10 protein-coding genes and 1 pseudogene are annotated in these 15,932 nt (G+C 62.3%); 7 read left to right on the top strand and 4 right to left on the bottom strand.

Annotated elements, in window-relative coordinates; translation table 11 throughout:
* Positions 1-96: 96 nt before the first annotated feature.
* A complete protein-coding gene (locus tag FSO04_RS05430; protein WP_154558723.1) occupies positions 97-894 on the bottom strand; it encodes a transporter substrate-binding domain-containing protein in 798 nt (265 codons plus the stop codon).
* A gap of 218 nt (positions 895-1,112) precedes the next feature.
* On the opposite strand from FSO04_RS05430, the gene hemE reads away from it, so the two are divergent.
* From hemE to FSO04_RS05395, 7 genes are all read left to right on the top strand, one after another.
* Positions 1,113-2,213, top strand: a complete 1,101-nt coding sequence (gene hemE / locus FSO04_RS05425) for a uroporphyrinogen decarboxylase (RefSeq protein ID WP_168435571.1) — start codon at positions 1,113-1,115, stop codon at positions 2,211-2,213.
* A 464-nt stretch (positions 2,214-2,677) separates the two neighbouring features.
* Complete coding sequence (locus FSO04_RS05420; RefSeq protein WP_174825277.1) at positions 2,678-4,924, top strand: primosomal protein N'; 2,247 nt, start codon at positions 2,678-2,680, stop codon at positions 4,922-4,924.
* A gap of 181 nt (positions 4,925-5,105) precedes the next feature.
* Positions 5,106-6,536: a YeiH family protein gene (locus FSO04_RS05415; protein ID WP_154558721.1), complete on the top strand. Its 1,431-nt coding sequence runs from the start codon at positions 5,106-5,108 to the stop codon at positions 6,534-6,536.
* Entirely contained in the window at positions 6,536-6,781 is a 246-nt protein-coding gene (locus FSO04_RS05410) for a hypothetical protein (RefSeq protein ID WP_154558720.1), read from the top strand. The genes FSO04_RS05415 and FSO04_RS05410 overlap by 1 nt, the downstream gene beginning before the upstream one ends.
* A 595-nt stretch (positions 6,782-7,376) precedes the next feature.
* Positions 7,377-11,306 carry a trifunctional transcriptional regulator/proline dehydrogenase/L-glutamate gamma-semialdehyde dehydrogenase gene (gene putA, locus FSO04_RS05405; protein ID WP_154558719.1) on the top strand — a complete coding sequence of 1,310 codons (3,930 nt, stop codon included), beginning with the start codon at positions 7,377-7,379 and terminating at the stop codon, positions 11,304-11,306.
* A gap of 89 nt (positions 11,307-11,395) precedes the next feature.
* On the top strand, positions 11,396-12,544 hold the full coding sequence (locus FSO04_RS05400) for a branched-chain amino acid ABC transporter substrate-binding protein (protein WP_154558718.1): 1,149 nt from the start codon (positions 11,396-11,398) through the stop codon (positions 12,542-12,544).
* Between the two features lie 249 nt (positions 12,545-12,793).
* Positions 12,794-13,414, top strand: a complete 621-nt coding sequence (locus tag FSO04_RS05395; RefSeq protein ID WP_199203012.1) for a hypothetical protein — start codon at positions 12,794-12,796, stop codon at positions 13,412-13,414.
* Positions 13,415-13,495: 81 nt separating this feature from the next.
* On the opposite strand, the gene FSO04_RS05390 is transcribed toward FSO04_RS05395, so the two are convergent.
* From FSO04_RS05390 to FSO04_RS05380, 3 genes and pseudogenes are all read right to left on the bottom strand, one after another.
* The gene (locus tag FSO04_RS05390; RefSeq protein ID WP_154558717.1) at positions 13,496-13,762 is read right to left on the bottom strand and encodes a PepSY domain-containing protein; all 267 of its coding nucleotides are present in this window, start codon (positions 13,760-13,762) and stop codon (positions 13,496-13,498) included.
* Positions 13,763-13,911: 149 nt separating this feature from the next.
* Complete coding sequence (locus FSO04_RS05385; RefSeq protein WP_154558716.1) at positions 13,912-15,636, bottom strand: thiamine pyrophosphate-binding protein; 1,725 nt, start codon at positions 15,634-15,636, stop codon at positions 13,912-13,914.
* 178 nt (positions 15,637-15,814) lie between these two features.
* A pseudogene (locus FSO04_RS05380) lies at positions 15,815-15,932 on the bottom strand (IS5/IS1182 family transposase); the annotation flags it as partial.

The following is a 15,932-nucleotide window of genomic DNA, read 5'->3' as shown; positions in this document are numbered from 1 at the left end:
CTGGTTACACGATTGTGTCAGCCATGCGGACCTATTAATCGTTCAAGCCGCTTGCCTTTTCCAATTAAGCGCGACGCAGGCCGCACCTCACAACCTTCACTTCAGCCACTTATCCGAGATCGCCTGATATTCCCCGGTCGCTCGCGCAAGGTGCAACCATTGATCGACGTATTGCTGGAAGGCCACATCGCCGCGCGGCAGCAGCCAAGCCTTCTCGCCATACTGGAAGGGCTTGTCCGGATGCACCGAGCAAAGGCCCGGATTCAGCTTTTGTTGCAGCAGGGTCTCCGATGCATCGGTCACCATCACGTCGGCCTTACCGGCGAGGATTTGTTTGAAGATCGTCACGTTGTCCGGATAGACGGTCAGATTCGCATGCGGGAAATACTGCTTGGCGAAACGCTCGTTGGTACCGCCCGGATTGACGATCACGCGGGTCGCCGGTTGATCGATCTGCGCCACCGTTTGATACTTGTTGACGTCGTCACACCGAACGATCGGCGTCTTGCCGTCGATCATGTACGCCTGCGTGAAAAACGCGCGCTTCTGGCGCTCGAGCGTCGGCGAAACACCGCCCACGCCGACGTCGCATTTCGCCACGAAGTCGTTCATCAGGTTCGGCCACGATGTCTTGACGAATTCCGCCTTCACCCCGAGCGATTTGGCGAGCGATTCGGCCATGTCGATATCGATGCCTTCGAACTGGCCGTCTGCCTTGTAAAACGAGTACGGCTTGTAATCGCCGGTCGTACAGGCGCGCAGCGTGCCGCGCGCGAGAATGTCGTCTAGCCGCGAGGGCGCCGCGGCGGTGGCGGCGCTCTGCGCCTGGGCCACGCCTGCGTGCATCAAAACACCGGCCAGAACGCCGAGCAGTGCGAGTGCTGCCTTGTTCATCGAGTCTCCTTGGTTGCGCGTAATTGTTTGGTAAGGCCGTCGGATGATAGCCCGGCAATTCACGCTTGAACATTGGCCGTTCAGCCGAGTCATGGCGCCGCACCGGGCTGCAAAAAAGCCGGCCGCAAGCAAGGTGCGCCACAGTTATTGCCCGCATCAAGCGCGATGCGGCCTGCCGGGTCCGGTAAAATGCTTCTTTGCCTTCAGTCGTACGCAACGTGGCCCATAAACTCCTGAACGACACTTTCCTGCGCGCGCTGCTGCGCCAGCCGACCGACTACACGCCGATCTGGCTGATGCGGCAGGCTGGCCGCTACCTGCCGGAATACAACGCGACGCGGGGTCGCGCGGGGAGTTTCCTCGGTCTGGCGAAGAACCCGGCGTACGCAACGGAAGTCACGCTGCAGCCGCTCGAGCGCTATCCGCTCGACGCCGCGATCCTGTTCTCCGATATCCTCACCGTGCCTGACGCCATGGGCCTGGGTCTCGAGTTCGTCGCTGGCGAGGGCCCGAAATTCGCTCGTCCGGTGCGCACGGAAGACGATGTGGCGCGCCTGGCCGTCCCCGATATCGACGCCACGCTGCGCTACGTGACCGACGCGGTGCGCGAAATCCGCACCGCGCTGACCGACGCGCAAGGCCGCCAGCGCGTGCCGCTGATCGGCTTTTCGGGCAGCCCGTGGACACTGGCGTGTTACATGGTGGAAGGCGGCGGTTCAGCGGACTTCCGCACGGTCAAATCGATGCTGTACGCGCGTCCGGACCTGATGCACCGAATTCTCGACGTCAATGCGAAATCGGTTGCGGCGTACCTGAATGCGCAGATCGAAGCCGGCGCGCAAGCCGTGATGATCTTCGACACGTGGGGCGGGGCGCTCGCGGACGGCGTCTACCAACGCTTCTCGTTGCAGTACATCCAGCAGGTCGTGAGCCAACTGAAACGCGATCACGACGGAGAAAAAGTGCCGGTGATCACCTTCACGAAGGGCGGCGGGTTGTGGCTCGACGAGATCGCCGATATCGGCGTGGATGCGGTGGGTCTCGACTGGACCGTGAACCTGAGCAAGGCGCGCGAGCGCGTGGGTAGCAAGGTGGCGCTGCAAGGCAATATCGATCCTTCGGTGCTGTTTGCGCCGCCGGCCGCAATCCGCATGGAAGCGCGTGCCGTGCTCGACCGCTTCGGTAATCATCCTGGTCACGTTTTCAATCTCGGCCACGGCATTTCGCAGTTCACGCCGCCGGAGAATGTTGCTGAGCTCGTGGATGAAGTCCATCGTCATAGCCGCGCGATTCGCAGTGGCGCGCATGCACCAAGCTGACGCCGAAAACGTTGCCATTTTTGCTGCAGCGCAGCGAACTGGGCTCTCGGCCTAAGGGAATATTTGTAGTCGGCAGGCCGTCAGATGGCGGTCTTGCGAAAGTCAAGACTTGACTTATGCACATTGTTCACGCTGCGGCGCGGTAGAAGCTTTCGTCGTGCCCTAGCCCTTGCACATTGCAGGCGCATTTGATCTAAGCCTTGTCTGGCAAGGGTTTCAAGGGGGCACGGCAAAATGTGCGGAAACCCACAGAAGGCCGCTGCAGCGCGGTTCCCGGCCTATCTGAACGAAGTTCTCAACAAAGTTATCCACAGGCAAGCGGACCGATTGCAATTGTTCAGCCGAATCCAAAACTTAGCGCCGAAATTGAAGTTTTACTTTAACTTCGATGGACTCGCCGTTTGCTCAATGTGCACCGAGACGCGGCCTCATGCCGCATCCGTTCGCTCGATCCACATCGCCGCGTGAGTGAAGTGTTCGTCCGCGTCGCGCTGGATCATCCGCTGCCGACCCTGTTCGACTACCGCTGCGGCACGCCCGAGCGTGTCGCGCCGGGCATGATGGTGAGCGTGCCGTTCGGCAAGCGTCACGTGGTGGGTCTCGTCTGCGAAGTGACCACTCACAGTGACGTACCCGCTGACCGTCTGCGAGCGGTCACCCATGTCTGTACCGCCTGCCCGCCCGTGTCGACCGAATGGCTGCGGCTCGCAGCCTTCGCCGCCGACTACTATCAACGCGGCCTCGGGGAAGTGGCCCTGCCTGCCTTGCCGCAAGCCCTGCGTGACGCGTCGCGCTGGTCGCGCCTGTTCGCACCTGAGGAGCGCTACAGCCTGACCGCCGAGGGTCGCGCCGCGTTGCCGGAAACATTGCCGGCGCGTGCAAGCGCATTGCGCAAGCTTGCCCAGGCCCTGGCGGAGGCCGAGTTTCTGAGCGCCGCCGAGGCTCGCGCGCTTCATCCCAAAGCCATCGCAACCCTGGACGCATGGCAGTCCGAAGGCTGGGTCGCGCTGGAGGTGATCGAAGCCGCCGAGGTGCTCGCTGGCCCCGCATCACCGGACACGCCTGCACCCATCCTCCCCACGCTCACCGACGAACAGGCGACTGCGGTCGAAGCGATCCGCGACGCGAACGGCTTCGCGCCCTTCCTGCTGCACGGCGTGACGGGCAGCGGCAAAACCGAGGTGTATCTGCGCGCGCTCGCCGAGATTCTGGCGGCGAAGCCCGACGCGCAGGCCCTTGTCCTCGTTCCTGAAATCAATCTGACGCCGCAGTTCGAGTCGGCCTTCCGTGCGCGTTTTGCCGCGCTCGAAGGCACCTCGATCGTCACGCTGCACAGCGGTCTCGCGGAAGGCGAACGCGCCCGCAACTGGTTCGCGGGGCACACCGGGCGCGCTCGCATCGTGCTCGGTACGCGGCTGGCGGTGCTTGCCTCGCTGCCGAAACTCGCGATCATCGTCGTCGACGAAGAACACGATCCGGCCTACAAGCAACAGGAAGGCTTGCGCTATTCGGCACGCGATCTGGCGATCTATCGCGGCAAGCAACTCGGTTTGCCGGTTGTGCTCGGCTCGGCTACGCCGTCGCTGGAAAGCTGGTGGCAGGCGGATCAGGGCCGCTACAAGCGTCTCACGCTGTCGCGCCGTGCAGTTGCCGAGGCCGTTCTGCCGACCGTCAAGCTGATCGATCTCGAAGAAGAGCGGCGGCGCGGGCGGGCCTCGGTGGAGGGTTTGTCCGGGCCGTTGATTGCGGCGTTGAAGGCGCGGCTCGAGCGCGGCGAGCAAAGTCTCGTGTTCCTGAACCGGCGCGGTTACGCACCACAGCTTTCCTGCGACGCCTGCGGCTGGGTGGCCGGTTGCCCTCGCTGCAGCGCCTACGTCGTCTTGCACAAACCGGAGCGCGCGCTGCGCTGCCACCACTGCGGCTGGGAATCGCGCATTCCGCGCTCGTGCCCGGACTGCGGCAATGTCGACATCGCGCCGATGGGACGCGGCACGCAACGCGTCGAAGAAACGCTGGCGAGCGCGGTGCCCGGCGCCCGCGTGCTGCGCATCGACGCCGACAGCACACGCCGCAAAGGCAGCGCGCAGGCGCTGTTTTCCGATGTCCACGCCGGCGAGGTCGACATCCTCGTCGGCACGCAGATGATCGCAAAGGGCCACGACTTCCAGCGGGTGTCGCTGGTCGGCGTGCTGAACGCCGACACCGCCTTGTTTTCACACGACTTCCGCGCGAGCGAACGCCTCTTCGCGCAATTGATGCAAGTGAGCGGCCGCGCAGGCCGCGCCGGTTTGCCGGGTGAAGTGCTGGTGCAGACGCGCTATCCGCGCCATGCGCTGTATCACGCGCTGGGGCGACATGACTACGTCGGCTTTGCCAATTCGACGCTGGCCGAGCGGCGCGACGCTCATCTGCCGCCGTTCGCCTATCAGGCTTTGCTGCGCGCCGAAGGCCGCACACTCGAAGCCGCGCTCGCGTTCCTGCAGCAGGCGGCCGCCGCGCTGACGGAGATCCCGGCCGCCGGGCGCGTGACAGTCTATGACGCCGTGCCGCTCACCATCGTCAAGGTGATGCACGTACATCGGGCGCAATTGCTGATCGAAAGCGCGTCGCGGGCCGCGTTGCAGGCCACTTTGCGCGCATGGCAACCGATGCTGCGCGGCCTGAAAGGCGTGCTGCGCTGGAATCTCGAAGTCGATCCCCTCGACATCTGACGCCCGCTGCCGGCCGCTTTGCGACAACTTCGCAGCATTACTCCTTTAAGTCATATTCATAGAGCGAATGGTCGTTTCGTTTTGGGACGTCGCTCGCCTATATTTCGCCGAATCGGCGCACCTTCAGGCAAAACTCAAAAATCCCGCGCCGATGCACCTCAACTTCCTCGGGGCATTTGCGATGAGCGATACCAACCAGACGTTGCCGACCGGCGCCGCGCCCGGCAAACCGCGCAGTGACCATAGCGCACACGGCGGCGGGCTCTTTTCAACTGAAGACTGGTGGGCCGTCTGGATCGGCCTGCTGGTGATCGTGATTGCCTGGGCGCTATTCGCCTCGGGCAGCAGCATCAAGTGGCTGGCGGTGGCGCCCGCCAAATGGGCGAGCGTGGGACAGGCCGCGCAGGACATCGGCAAGCATCTGCCGAACTATGTCGCGCTGTTCGTCGTGTTCGCTGTGCTGTTCGGCGTGAGCCTTGCCGCGCTGAAGCAGCGGGTCGGCATTTTCCTTGGCTCGTTCCTGATCCTGTTCATCGCATCGGCGCTGATCTTCACGCTGGGCGCGTGGGTCAATGCGTCGAAGTACAACCTCGAGCCGCCGTTGGTGGCACTGGCGCTCGGCCTCCTGATTTCCAATGTGTTCACGTTGCCCGAGTGGTTTTCAGCGGGCTTGCGCGTGGAGTTTTATATCAAGGTCGGCATCGTGTTGCTCGGCGCGACGCTGCCGTTCACCTTGCTGGTGTGGGCGGGGCCGGTCGCGGTCGGGCAGGCGACCATCGTCTCGCTCGTGACGTTCTTCGTGATCTTCTTTGCCGCCAAGGCGTTCGGTCTCGACCGGCGGTTTGCGGCCGTGCTGGGCGTGGGTGGCGCGGTGTGCGGCGTGTCGGCGGCGATCGCAATTGCCGGTGCGGTGCGCGCCAAACGCGAGCAGGTGTCGGTAGCGATTACGCTGGTGGTGTTGTGGGCGATCGTGATGATTTTCGTCCTGCCCTTTGCGTCGCGCTCGCTGGGACTCTCGACAGCAGTGGCGGGCGCATGGATCGGCACGTCCGAGTTCGCCGACGCCGCGGGTATTGCCGCCGCGCAAGCTTACGGCGACTTCGCGAAACACGCGGGCGGTGCGATTGCGGGCGCCCCCGAGGCGTCGCTGCAGGCGTTCACGCTGATGAAGGTGGTCGGCCGCGATATCTGGATCGGTATCTGGGCGTTCGTGCTCGCCATCGTCGCGACGACGCGCTGGGAGTCGCAGGACAGCGGCGTCAAAGCCAAGGCCAACGTCGGTGAAATCTGGGCGCGTTTTCCGAAGTTCGTGATCGGCTTCGTAATCGCTTCAGCGCTGGTGACGTGGATCGCCAGCCACTACTCGCTGGCCGACTACCGCAAGGTCGTCACGCCCGAATTCGTCGCGCCGATCACTGCCTTGCGCACGTGGGCGTTCACGTTCTGTTTCCTGAGCATCGGGTTGACCACACGCCTGCGCGCGCTCTCGGCCACCGGCCTGAAACCGTTCCTGGCCTTTACGGCGGGCGTGGTAGTCAATATCGCCATCGGCTACGCGCTGTCCGCGCACGTGTTCGCACCGTACTGGAATAGCTTGGGGCAGGGCACGTGATGAGCGAGGCGGTCCGCATCGCCGGCACAGCCCACGCACGCTTCGATGCGTGCGCGCCGCGCTGCGCAAGCTGCCGGTATCGCGCCGAGGATCGGCATTCACTGGAGCAGAGCATTCCGGGCCTCGCCGTGTTCAGTTCCGGGTTTGGCGCGAGCGTGGCGGATAGCCGGCTATGCCGTCTGCACGACCAGCTCGTTTCGCCTGACGACGCCTGTGCACAGTACGACCCCATTCCACGGCATTGACGCGTGCGTCTGCATCGCCGCCCGGTGTGAGCCGTGCGGCGCGTACCTGCTTTGCGGTGTCAGTCGAGGAGCGGCGTCTTGATGTCCATCATTAACCGTCGGGCTTAGCCCCTCAATCGTTCAAAGCTGCCCGCGCATCGCCAGCTGATGCGCGCGATGCCGGACGCGCCCGCCTTTCTTCCGTCTCACGTCTGCCCGGGCCGCGCGTCGCGCCGCGGATGAAAAGCACGCCACACGTGGCGCACATCGCCCAGATGCCCAATATCACTAACCACTTTTCCATTTCGCCAGTCCTCTAAAACCCCGTACCGTTTTTATGTGCGTGCCTTGCGGCCGCGACCATCCATATTCTGTATAACGGCGCGCCGAGCAATCTGATAAGGGTAAAAGCGAAAAGAATCACGCCAGGGAAAATACTGATCGCAACCGCCGTCGCCACGCGCAGCGCCATTCGGCGCAAACCCCCGCCGTACAGGGCTTTTAAAAAGGTGCAACCATGCTCAGCGCATGGTTGCACCTTTTTATTTGGAGGCGTACGATTCGCCCAACTTTTAGTCTTTCCCAGCGAATTCGTTTGGTATCCGAAGAAGGAAACATGGCTAGCACCACCCTTGGCGTCAAGGTCGACGACCTCCTGCGTTCCCGGCTGAAAGACGCCGCCACCCGGCTCGAACGCACTCCGCACTGGCTGATCAAGCAGGCGATCTTCGCGTACCTCGAAAAGATCGAGCACGGCCAATTGCCGTCGGAATTGTCGGGCCACACCGGCTCGGCCGATCTGGCTGACGGCGCCGCGGTGGAGCACGAGGAAGACGGTGCGTCGCATCCGTTCCTCGAATTCGCGCAGAACGTGCAACCGCAATCGGTGCTGCGCGCGGCGATCACCGCTGCGTACCGCCGTCCCGAGCCGGAATGCGTGCCGTTCCTGCTCGGCCAGGCGCGTTTGCCGGCCAACCTCGCGGGCGACGTACAGACGATGGCCGGCAAGCTGGTCGAAACGCTGCGCACCAAGAGCCGTGGCGGCGGCGTCGAAGGGCTGATCCACGAGTTCTCGTTGTCGAGCCAGGAAGGCGTCGCGCTGATGTGCCTCGCCGAAGCGCTGCTGCGGATTCCCGATCGCGCCACGCGTGACGCGCTGATCCGCGACAAGATCAGCAAGGGCGACTGGAAGTCGCACGTCGGCCAGGCGCCGTCGCTGTTCGTCAACGCCGCAACGTGGGGCTTGATGATCACCGGCAAACTGGTGGGGACCAACAGTGAGGCGAGCCTCTCGTCGGCGCTCACGCGTCTGATCGGCAAGGGCGGCGAGCCGCTGATCCGCAAGGGCGTCGACATGGCGATGCGCTTGATGGGCGAACAGTTTGTCACGGGCGAGAACATCTCCGAAGCGCTGGCGAATAGCCGCAAGTACGAAGCACGCGGCTTCCGCTACTCGTACGACATGCTCGGCGAAGCGGCGACCACCGAAGCCGACGCGCAACGCTACTACGCCTCGTACGAACAGGCGATCCACGCGATCGGCAAAGCGGCCGGCGGCCGCGGCATTTACGAAGGCCCGGGCATCTCGATCAAGCTGTCGGCGCTCCACGCACGCTACTCGCGTTCGCAGCAGGAACGCACGATGAGCGAACTGCTACCGCGCGTGCGCTCGCTGGCGATCCTCGCGCGCCGCTACGACATCGGCCTGAACATCGACGCTGAGGAAGCCGACCGCCTCGAAATCTCGCTCGATCTGCTTGAAGCGCTGTGCTTCGATCCGGAACTGGCTGGCTGGAACGGCATCGGTTTCGTGGTGCAGGCGTATCAGAAGCGCTGCCCATTCGTAATCGAATACCTGATCGATCTGGCGCGCCGCAGCCGCCACCGCATCATGGTCCGTCTCGTGAAGGGCGCGTACTGGGATACCGAAATCAAGCGCGCACAAGTGGACGGCCTCGAAGGCTATCCGGTCTACACGCGCAAGATCTACACGGACGTCTCCTACCTTGCCTGCGCGAAGAAGCTGCTCAGCGCGCCGGATGCCGTCTATCCGCAGTTCGCCACGCACAACGCGCACACGCTGTCGGCGATCTATCACCTCGCGGGCAATAACTACTACCCCGGCCAGTACGAGTTCCAGTGCCTGCACGGCATGGGTGAACCGCTGTATGAGGAAGTCACCGGCCGCGACAAGCTGAACCGTCCGTGCCGCGTGTATGCGCCGGTTGGCACGCATGAAACGCTGCTCGCGTACCTCGTGCGCCGCCTGCTGGAAAACGGCGCGAACACGTCGTTCGTGAACCGCATCGCCGACGAAAACGTCGCGATCAAGGACCTGATCGCCGACCCGGTCGACGAAGCCTCGAAGATCGTCCCGCTCGGCGCACCGCACGCGAAGATTCCGCTGCCGCGCAATCTGTTCGGCGCCGAGCGTCTCAATTCGATGGGCCTCGATCTGTCGAACGAACATCGTCTGGCCTCGCTGTCGTCGGCGTTGCTGGCGAGCGCGCATCATCCGTGGCGCGCCGCGCCGATGCTCGAAGACAACGAGATCGCCGTGGGCGTCGCACGTGATGTGCGCAACCCGGCCGATCATCGCGACCTCGTCGGTACTGTGGTGGAAGCGACCTCGGAACATGTGAGCGCCGCAATGGCCCACGCAGTCGCCGCCGCGCCGATCTGGCAAGCGACGCCGGTCGATGCCCGCGCCGATTGCCTCGCGCGTGCGGCCGATCTGCTCGAAGCCCAGATGCACACGCTGATGGGTCTTGTGGTGCGTGAAGCCGGTAAGTCGCTGGCGAACGCGGTCGCGGAAATCCGCGAAGCGATCGATTTCCTGCGCTACTACTCGACGCAGATCCGCAACGAGTTCTCCAACGACACGCACCGCCCGCTTGGTCCGGTGGTCTGTATCAGCCCGTGGAACTTCCCGCTGGCGATTTTTATGGGCCAGGTGGCTGCAGCTTTGGCGGCTGGTAACACCGTGCTCGCGAAGCCGGCCGAACAAACGCCGCTGATCGCCGCGCAAGCCGTGCGTATCCTGCGCGAAGCCGGCGTGCCGGCGGGCGCGGTGCAACTGCTGCCGGGCAATGGTGAAACGGTTGGTGCAGCGCTGGTGGCCGATCCGCGCACCCGTGCGGTGATGTTCACCGGTTCGACCGAAGTCGCGCGCCTGATCAACAAGACGCTCTCGAACCGTCTCGATCCGGAAGGCAAGCCGATCCCGCTGATCGCCGAAACCGGCGGCCAGAACGCGATGATTGTCGATTCGTCGGCGCTCGCTGAGCAGGTGGTCGCGGACGTGCTGCAGTCCTCGTTCGACTCCGCCGGTCAACGGTGTTCCGCGTTGCGCGTTCTTTGTCTACAAGAGGACGTTGCGGATCGCACGCTCGAAATGCTGACGGGCGCGATGCGCGAACTGTCGGTGGGCAATCCGGACCGCCTGTCGATCGACGTCGGCCCGGTGATCGACCTCGATGCGAAGCGCGGTATCGACGCGCACGTCGCGGCAATGCGCGAGAAAGGTCGCAAGATCGAGCAACTGCCGATGCCGGAAGGCGGGGGACAAGGCACGTTTGTTCCGCCGACGCTGATCGAACTCGACAGCATCGACGAATTGAAGCGTGAAGTGTTCGGCCCGGTGCTGCATGTGGTGCGTTACCGCCGCAGCCAGCTGGACAAGCTGCTCGAACAGATCCGTACGACTGGCTATGGCCTGACGCTTGGCATTCACACGCGGATCGACGAAACGATCGCTCACGTGATCAGCCGCGCGCATGTCGGCAACATCTACGTGAACCGCAATGTGATCGGCGCGGTGGTGGGTGTTCAGCCGTTCGGCGGTGAAGGTCTGTCGGGCACGGGTCCGAAAGCAGGTGGCGCGCTGTATCTGCAGCGTCTGCTGGCGACGCGTCCGGCAGGGTTGCCGAAGTCGCTGGCCGATGCACTGATCGTTGATGTGCCGCAAGCGGGCGTGAACGGGGATAATCCGTCCGCTGCCTTGACGGCGCTGCGCGACTGGCTGATCAGCGAACAGCAGCCGGTGCTGGCCGCACGCTGCGACGGTTATCTGTCGCATGTGCCGGCGGGCGCAACTGCGGTATTGTCTGGACCGACCGGCGAGCGCAACACGTACACGCTGGGCGCACGCGGCACGGTGCTGTGCATTGCCTCGACGGCGAGCGGCGCACGCGTGCAGTTCGCTGCGGCGCTGGCTACGGGAAATCACGCCTTGTTCGAGGGCGCGGCTGGTGAACAATTGGTGGCGCAGCTTCCTGCCGCGTTGAAGTCCCACGCAAGCGTGAAGAAGAGCGCCGATACGCCGTTCGACGCCGTCCTGTTCGAAGGCGATAGCGACGAACTGCTGGCGCTGGTGAAGGAAGTTGCGAAACGTGCGGGGCCGATCGTCTCGGTGCAGGGCGTCGCGGCTCGCGCGCTGGAAAGCGGCGATGAGGACTACGCGCTCGAGCGTCTGTTGACCGAACGCTCGGTCAGCGTGAATACGGCAGCAGCAGGCGGTAATGCAAATTTGATGACGATCGGTTGAGCGAACCTCATCGATTACTTCAAAAAAACGGAAGCGGTACGGCGACCCCGAAAAACCGCTCCATCCACACCTGGTACCAAGGAGAAGCTATGCAACACAAAATGAAACAGCTGGCAGGCGCAGCGCTGGTTGCAGCAATGTCGCTGGCGGGGACGGCCAACGCTCAATCGACCGAAGACGTGAAGATCGGCTTTGCCGGTCCGATGACGGGCGCACAGGCGCACTACGGTAAGGACTTCCAGAACGGCATCACGCTGGCTGTGGAAGACATGAACGCAACCAAGCCGGTGATCGGCGGCAAGCAGATTCGCTTCGTGCTGGATTCGGCCGACGACCAGGCTGACCCGCGCACCGGCACGACCGTTGCACAAAAGCTGGTGGATGACGGTATCAAGGGCATGCTCGGCCACTTCAACTCGGGCACCACGATTCCGGCTTCGCGCATCTATGCGAATGCGGGCATCCCCGAAATCGCAATGGCGACGGCGCCCGAGTACACGCAACAAGGTTTCAAGACTACGTTCCGCATGATGACGTCCGACACGCAGCAAGGTTCGGTCGCCGGCACGTTCGCTGTGAAGACCCTGGGCGTGAAGAAGATCGCGATCGTCGACGACCGCACGGCCTACGGCCAGGGTCTGGCTGATCAGTTCGAAAAGGCAGCGAAGGCAGCGGGCGGCTCGATCGTCGATCGTGAATACACGAACGACAAGGCTGTCGACTTCAAGTCGATCCTGACCAAGCTGAAGTCGGTCAACCCGGACCTGATCTATTACGGCGGCGCGGATTCGCAAGCGGCACCGATGGTCAAGCAGATGAAGGCACTGGGCATCAAGGCACCGCTGATGGGCGGCGAAATGGTACACACGCCGACCTTCATCCAGATCGCGGGTGACGCAGCGAACGGTACGGTGGCATCGCTCGCCGGCCTGCCGCTGGAAGAAATGCCGGGCGGCAAGGACTACGTTGCGAAGTACAAGAAGCGCTTCAACGAAGATGTGCAAACGTACTCGCCGTACGCTTACGACGGCGCAATGGCCATGTTCGACGCCATGAAGAAGGCTAACTCGACAGATCCGGCCAAGTACCTGCCGCTGCTCGCGAAGACCTCGATGCCGGCAGTGACGGCAGCGAACCTCGCGTACGACGGCAAGGGCGACCTGAAGAACGGCGGCATCACGCTGTACAAGGTTGTCGACGGCAAGTGGACGACGCTGCAAAGCGTGGGCGGGAAGTAAGCGGTTTTTCGCTGCTTGCTTGGATGTCAGGAACCCCGCTTCGGCGGGGTTTTTTTATGGCGCTTTGAGTTTGTGCTGCTGGCGTGAACTCGATTAGTTAGCCTTCTCCCGAAAAAAAACTCATCGACAATCTCCACGGGTGGCGCGAAATCAGTAGGGCGCTTTTATACCTTGCGGCTGGTACGTGAAGTTCTACTTCGTGGGCAATCCGGAAACCGTGTTTATCAGCGTGCACCAGTGAGCGAAGCCATGAAGATGAAACTCTACGAAGAAGGCGAGAAGAGCAAGGCAATCTGCCACCACTGCAAGCAGCTCGTGAGCACGACCTTTGCACGGCGTGACGTGCCTTTCAGCGACGGCAAAGGTGAGGTGAAGAATATTCTCGCGGCGGTGTGCGACGTCTGTAACCACGTGGTCGCTATTCCCGCGCAATCCACGCCAGCCGTCCGCGAAGCGCGGCAGAAGGAAGTCAGGCCGATTGAGGCGCAACTGCCGGCCATCTATCTGGATGCTCTCGATTTGGCCGCTTATATGGTCGACAGCGCGAGCTCGACCGAATTCCGGAAGGTGCTCATGACGCTCTATCTGCACCGGTTTGCATCCGGTGAATATCCGCGGGCACGGTTGATTAAGGCGCACCGATCAGCGTCGGAGCGTTTCAAGGAACGCAGAGGCGCTGCACGGCGACGACTGTCGATGAAGGTGACACCTCGCATCGCCGAAGATATCAAGACGCTGATGCATGACACGGATATGAGCCAGACTGAGGTCATCAAGTCCGTGATCTATCAAATCCAATCCGACGTGATTGAATCTCACAAGCCTGCTCTGATGAAGGAGCTTGGCGCTTTATCGGTCATATACGCTTGAGTCATGTGCTCGTGGCGCACAAAAAAGCCCCGCATTGATGCGAGGCTTTTCTCATGGAGAGCCTTGCATAAACCGGGGGTTTTACTCCATCTTCTGCCGGATGACTGCAAGCGTCTTGGTGTCGTAGTTCAATTCCACCTTTCTGCCGTCCTTGTTGTAGGCTTCGACCTCATAGCAGTTGTCGTCGACCTTGAACTTCGCGATCTTGTAGCCTTGCGCTTCGATCTGCGCACGGGCGTCACTCTCCTTCATCCATTCTGCCGTGGGATGAACTGGACAGGACACGTCCATCGCGAACACGGCGCTCGACAATCCCAGCGCACTTGCAAATACCGCAGCCTTAAGCATATTGACTCCCTGAATCGTTCAGACGAATGGCTACCCTAGCCGATTCGTCAAACGGTGCACAAGGTGATCGCATGGTAAGTCTGCTGTATGTCAAAAATTCGACTTAAGACGCATCGGCGCAGAGGGACGTTGTCCACAAGCCTTCTACGCTAAGCCGTCTCGCCTCGCAGTTTCCTTCCCTGCTCGCGAATCTGCTCCAACGTTGCGCCCGGCGTGCTCGCCTCCTGCGGCATGCGAATCTCGATCACCGCTGCGCACCCGGCCTCCATGGAACGCTGCAACGCCGGCAGAAAGTCTTCCGTCCGCTCCACTGTTTCTCCATGTGCGCCGAACGACCTCGCGAACGCCGCGAAGTCCGGATTCGTGAGGCCTGTACCATGCACGCGATTTGGATAGTGTCGCTCCTGATGCATCCGGATCGTGCCGAAGTGGCTGTTGTTCACGACGATGAAAATCACATGCAAGTCGTATTGCATCGCCGTCGCGAGTTCTTGCGCGGACATCATGAAGCAGCCGTCGCCGGCTAATGCGACCACTGCGCGTTGCGGATACATCGACTTCGCCGCAATCGCCGCTGGTACGCCGTAGCCCATCGCGCCACTGGTCGGCGCAAGCTGTGAACGGAAATGCCGATACGAGAAGTGCCGGTGCAGCCACGTTGCATAGTTGCCCGCACCGTTTGTGAGGATCGCGTCTTCCGGTAGATGCGCGCGCAACTGCTGGATCACTTCGCCCATTTGCACGTCGCCGGGGATCTCGCGTGGCTTGCGCCAGTCGAGATACGCGCGATGCGCTTCTTCTGCAGCGCCGGTCCATGCGAGCTTGTCGGAAGACGGCCTCAACGCTGCAAGCAATGCTGCAAGTTCTGGCATGCCCGAGACAATCGGCAGATCTGCCGCATACACGCGCCCCAGTTCTTCCGCGCCTTGATGCACGTGCACCAGCGTTTGTTTGGTCTTCGGAATGTCGAGCAGCGTGTAGCCGTTGGTCGTCGCTTCGCCTAGCCGTGGACCGAGCGTGAGGAGCAGGTCCGCATCGCGGATACGCTGAGCAAGCGCCGGATTGATACCGAGACCAACATCACCCGCATAGTTCGGATGCTCGTTGTCGAGCGTGTCCTGAAAGCGAAACGCGAGGCCGATCGGCAATTGCCAATTCTCGACGAAGCATTGCAGGTCGGCACATGCTGCTGGTGTCCAACCGCTGCCACCGGCAATCACCATCGGCCGTTGCGCGCCTTCCAGCAATCGGCACAACTCTTCCATCTGAGCCGCGGACGGCGACGCCGCCACACGCTTGTACGCGGGTGCGCCGGCAACAAGGTCGCACGCATCGCTCAACACATCTTCCGGCAACGACAACACAACTGGCCCCGGACGTCCCGACGTCGCCGTGTGAAACGCATGGCTCAGATATTCGGGAATACGCTTCGGGTCGTCGATTTGCGCGACCCATTTCGCCATCTGCCCGAACATGCGCCGGTAGTCGATTTCCTGGAAGGCCTCGCGATCGAGATGCTCGCGCGCGCATTGGCCGATCAGCAGGATCATCGGCGTCGAGTCCTGAAACGCGGTGTGCACGCCGATCGATGCATGCGTCGCGCCCGGTCCGCGCGTGACGATGGCGACGCCCGGGCGTCCGGTCAATTTGCCGACGGCCTCCGCCATGTTCGCGGCCGCCGCCTCGTGCCGGCAAACGATAGTCTGGATGCGGTCTGTTTCGTCGTGCAGCGAATCGAGCACGGCGAGAAAGCTCTCGCCGGGAACACAAAAAACACGTTCGACGCCGTGCGTCAGCAAAGCGTCGACGACGAGACGCGCGCCGGTGGTCTGGGTGGCGGAAGAGTCAGAAACGGGAGCGTTCGGCAGCGACATTGCGATGAAGCCTCCATACGGGTTGGTAATGCTTCTGTCTTGATCAAACGAATTGTCACCGATAGCTTACGCCGACTGGGAGGTCGACGTAACGCCATGGCGTGGTGTGTCAGGTTGCAAAGAAGGTTTTTTCGAGATGAATTTGAAGCGTAGGATCGAACCGTTTTACTAGAGCGTGTTAGGAACTTGGAAGTACTGGCACCGCGTGAACGAGCATGAGCATTGCGAAGACCACGAAATGCAACCCGGCAAGCGTTTCGGGTAGACGTTCATAGTCACGTGCGAGACGGCGGAAA

Source organism: Paraburkholderia madseniana (assembly GCF_009690905.1).
Lineage (GTDB): Bacteria > Pseudomonadota > Gammaproteobacteria > Burkholderiales > Burkholderiaceae > Paraburkholderia > Paraburkholderia madseniana.
Note: the sequence above shows the minus strand (reverse complement) of the source record. Positions and strands in the feature narration are given on the sequence as shown.